This is a genomic window from Streptomyces sp. NPDC018031 (assembly GCF_044327625.1).
Classification (GTDB): Bacteria; Actinomycetota; Actinomycetes; order Streptomycetales; family Streptomycetaceae; genus Streptomyces.
The window spans coordinates 1-4,328 of the sequence record NZ_JBIRFT010000053.1; the positions used below are offsets into that span (position 1 = coordinate 1).

The 4,328-nt window shown below is 75.6% G+C and carries 1 protein-coding gene; it reads right to left on the bottom strand.

The window, feature by feature from the left end:
• Positions 1–4,328, bottom strand: a 4,328-nt coding sequence (locus tag ACH4B3_RS34155) for a type I polyketide synthase (protein ID WP_398469667.1), incomplete at both ends; no start/stop codon positions are given.

Here is a 4,328-nt window from a genome sequence, read left to right on the forward strand (position 1 = left end):
TCGGCGAACACCGGCGAAGAGCCCAGCAGCTCCACCGCCATACCCGCCCACTGCGCCCCCTGACCGGGGAACACGAACACCGCCTTGCCGCCCACCACATCGCCCTGCAGCACGTTCGCGGCCGGGTCCCCCGCCGCCAGCGCGCCCAGACCACTGAGCAGCGCACCCCGATCGGCCGCCACCACCGCCGCACGACGCTCCAGATGCGCACGCGCCGTCGCCGCGGTGAAACCGGCGTCGAGCAGCGAGACCTCGGAGTGCTCGGTCAGGTGGGCCAGCAGCCGCTCGGCCTGGGCCCGCAGCGCCGCCTCGGTGCGGCCGGAGACCAGCACCGGCACCACCGCCGGCGGGTTGGGCTCGTCCTGCTGCGCGGGCTGCCGGGTCTGCGCGGGCGCCTCCTCCAGGATCACGTGCGCGTTGGTGCCGCTGACACCGAACGACGACACGCCCGCGCGACGCGGCCGGCCCGCGGAGGCCGTCCAGTCCTGTGCCTCGGTGAGCAGCTGGACCTCGCCCGCGTCCCACTCGACGTGCGGCGAGGGCTCGTCGACGTGCAGGGTGCGGGGCAGCACCTGGTGCCGCATCGCCATCACCATCTTGATGACGCCCGCCACACCGGCGGCCGCCGAGGTGTGGCCGATGTTGGACTTGATGGATCCCAGCCGCAGCGGGCCGTCGGCCCGCTCCCGGCCGTAGGTCGCCAGCAGCGCCTGCGCCTCGATCGGGTCACCCAGCTTGGTGCCGGTGCCGTGACCCTCCACCGCGTCCACGTCGGCCGGGCCGAGACCGGCGTTGGTCAGCGCGGCCCGGATCACCCGCTCCTGCGAGGGGCCGTTCGGCGCGGTCAGACCGTTGCTCGCACCGTCCTGGTTCACCGCCGAACCGCGCACCACGGCCAGCACGTTGTGCCCCTTGCGCCGGGCGTCCGAGAGCCGCTCCAGCACGATCAGGCCCACACCGTCGGCGAACCCGGTGCCGTCCGCGGACGCCGAGTAGGCCTTGCAGCGGCCGTCCGGGGACAGCGCCCGCTGCCGGCTGAACTCCGTCAGCAGGTACGGGCCGGCCATCACGGTCACACCGCCGACCAGCGCCATCGAGCACTCGCCGGACCGCAGCGCCTGCGCCGCCTGGTGCAGCGCCACCAGCGAGGAGGAGCAGGCGGTGTCCACCGACATCGAGGGCCCTTCCAGGCCCAGGGTGTAGGAGATACGGCCGGACGCCACGCTGGTGGTGTTGCCGGTCAGGCGGTACCCCTCCAGCTCCGGCGTCATCGCGTCGCCGTAGTCCGTGGTGACCACGCCGCAGAAGACACCGGTGTCGCTGCCGCGCAGCGAGGTCGGGTCGATGCCCGCGTCCTCGAACGCCTCCCAGGCGCCCTCCAGCAGCAACCGCTGCTGCGGGTCCATGGCCAGCGCCTCACGCGGGCTGATCCCGAAGAACTCCGCGTCGAACTCGCCCGGCCGCTCCAGGAAGCCGCCGCCGCGCGTGTACACCGTGCCCAGCTGGTCGGGGTCCGGGTCGTACAGCCGCTCCACGTCCCAACCGCGGTCGGTGGGCAGCCCGGACACCGCGTCGCGGCCCGAATCGACCAGTTCCCACAGCCCGTCGGGCGACATGACACCGCCCGGGTAGCGGCAGCTCATGCCCACGATGGCCAGCGGCTCGTCGGCCTGCACCCGCCGCGGCCGCGCCGCGGCGCGCGGTGCCGCCGCAGCGATCCCGCCGATCTCGCTGAGGACCAGCCGGGCGACCGCGGCCGGCGTCGGGTGGTCGAAGACGAGGGTGGCGGGCAGCCGGACCCCGGTGGCCTGGTTCAGCCGGTTCCGCAGTTCGACCGCGCTCAGCGAGTCGAAGCCGAGGTCCTTGAAGGCCCGTTCGCCGTCGACGGCGGCGGCGGACGCGTGGCCGAGGACGGCCGCGGCCTGCGCCTGCACCACCTCCAGCACCAGGCGTTCCCGGTCGGCCTCGGCCGTCCCGGCGAGCCGCTGGGCCAGCGAACCGCTGGCGTCGGCGCGGCGGGCCGGCACCGGGGCCAGCCCGCGCAGCAGCGCCGGCAGCATCCCCGCCCGCGCCTGCACCCGCAGCGCGGGCACGTCCAGGCGCACCGGGGCCAGCAGCGCGGCGTCCGACGCCATCGCCTGGTCGAACAGCTCCAGTCCGAGCTCCGCCGACAGCGCGCCGACGCCCATCCGCTCCAGTCGGGCGAGGTCGGCCTCGCCGAGTTCGCCCGCCATGCCCCGCGCGTCGGACCACAGGCCCCACGCGAGGGAGGTGGCCGGCAGCCCGGCCGCGCGCCGCAGCTGCGCGAGCGCGTCCAGGGAGGAGTTGGCGGCCGCGTAGTTGGCCTGGCCGGCGCTGCCCATCAGCGCCGCGACCGAGGAGAACAGCACGAACGCCGACAGCTCGGTGTCCGCGGTCAGCTCGTGCAGGTGCCAGGCGGCGTCGAGCTTCGGCCGCATCACCCGCTCCAGCTGCTCGGCGGTGAGCGCCTCGATCACACCGTCGTCCAGCACACCCGCGGCGTGCACCACCGCGGTCAGCGGCTGCTCCAACGAGCCCAGCAGACCCGCCAGCTGCTCCCGGTCCGCCACGTCGCACGCCTCGACCCGCGCCGCACAACCCAGCTCCGCCAGCTCACCGACCAGCTCGGCCACCCCGTCGGCGGCCGGACCACGACGACTGACCAGCAGCAGCCGACGCACGCCGTGCCGCTCGGCCAGATGCCGGGCGAACACCGCGCCCAGACCACCGGTACCACCGGTGATCAGCACCGTGCCCTCCGGGTCCAGCGGCAGCGTGCCGCCCGGAGCCGTGTCGGCGCGGCCCAGCCGCGGCGCCAGCAGCCTGCCGTCGCGCACTGCCAGCTGCGGCTCGTCGACGGCGAGCAGGGCGCCCCAGTCCGGCTCGGTGTCCTCGAGGTCCACGAGCCGGATCCGGCCCGGGTGCTCGGACTGCGCGCTGCGCACCAGACCCCAGGCGGCGGCCTGGGCGACGTCCGGCGTCTCCGTGTCCACCGCGACCGCGTCGCGGGTCGCCACGATCAGCTGGGCCTCGGCCGGCCACGGGCCGGTCAGCCACCGCTGCACCAGGCCGAGTACGGTGCCGGCCACCGCGCGGGCCGCCTCCGGCGTGTCGCCGGAGGGGGTCTCGATCGCGGCGACGACCGCTCGCGGTGCCTCGGTGCCGTCGGCGAGCGCGCGCTCCAGCGCGTCCAGGTCCGGGTAGTGGTCCTCCGCGCCGGCGCCGTCCCCGCCCAGGAAGGCCGGGCGGACCGGCTCGGCGGTGCCCTCGGCCGCGACCGGGGCCCAGTCGACCCGGTACAGCGGGCTCTGCCGGCCGCGCTGCGCCTCTTCCAGCTGCGCCTGCTCGACCGGCCGGACGACGACCGAGTCGACCGAGACGACCGCCGCACCGTTCTCGTCGACGGCGTCCAGCCGCAGCGAGGAGTCGCTGGTGACGACGGCGCGGACGCGCAGCCGGGAGAGGCCGCGCTGCTCGAGCCGGGCGCCGGTCCAGCTGAACGGCATCTTGTGCCGGCTGCGGTCGCGCTCGGTCACCAGGATGACGCCGCTCTGCAGCGCGGCGTCGAACAGCGCCGGGTGGATGCCGTAGGCCTCGGCTCCGGAGCCCTCCAGCAGTTCCACCTCGGCATAGGTCTCGTCGCCGTCGCGCCAGGCGGCACGCATGCCCTGGAAGACGGGGCCGTAGTCGTAGCCGAGGTCGGTGAGGTTGGCGTAGAGCTCGTCGACCGAGAGCGGTTCGGCGCCCTCCGGCGGCCACTCCTCGGGCCAGGCCGGGGCGGGCCCGGCCACCGGGCCGAGCACGCCGCGCGCGTGGCAGGTGACGTCCCGCTCGCCGTCGTCGGCGCCGCTTTCCGGGCGCGAGTAGATCGCCACGTCCCGGCGGCCGTCGTCGTCGGCCTCTCCCACGGTGACCTGCAACTGCCGTGCGAAGCCGGCCTCCAGGAGCAGCGGCGCGGCCAGCACCAGCTCGTCCAGGACCGGGGCCGCGGTCCGCCGGCCGGCGGCGAGCGCCAGCTCGACCAGCCCGGTGCCGGGCACCACGATGTTGCCGAGCAGCACGTGCTCGGCGGCCCAGGGGTGGTTGTCGGTGGACAGCCGACCGGTGAAGACCCACTCGTCCCGGTCGCCGACGGAGACCGCCGCCGCGAGCAGCGGGTGGTCGAAGCGGCCGAGTCCGGCCGCGGTCGCGTCGCCGGCTCCGGTGTTCGGCGCGAGCCAGTAGCGTTCGCGCTGGAAGGCGTAGGTGGGCAGGTCGACCCGGCGGGCGCCGGTACCGGCGTAGAACGCGGTCCAGTCGACCCCGGC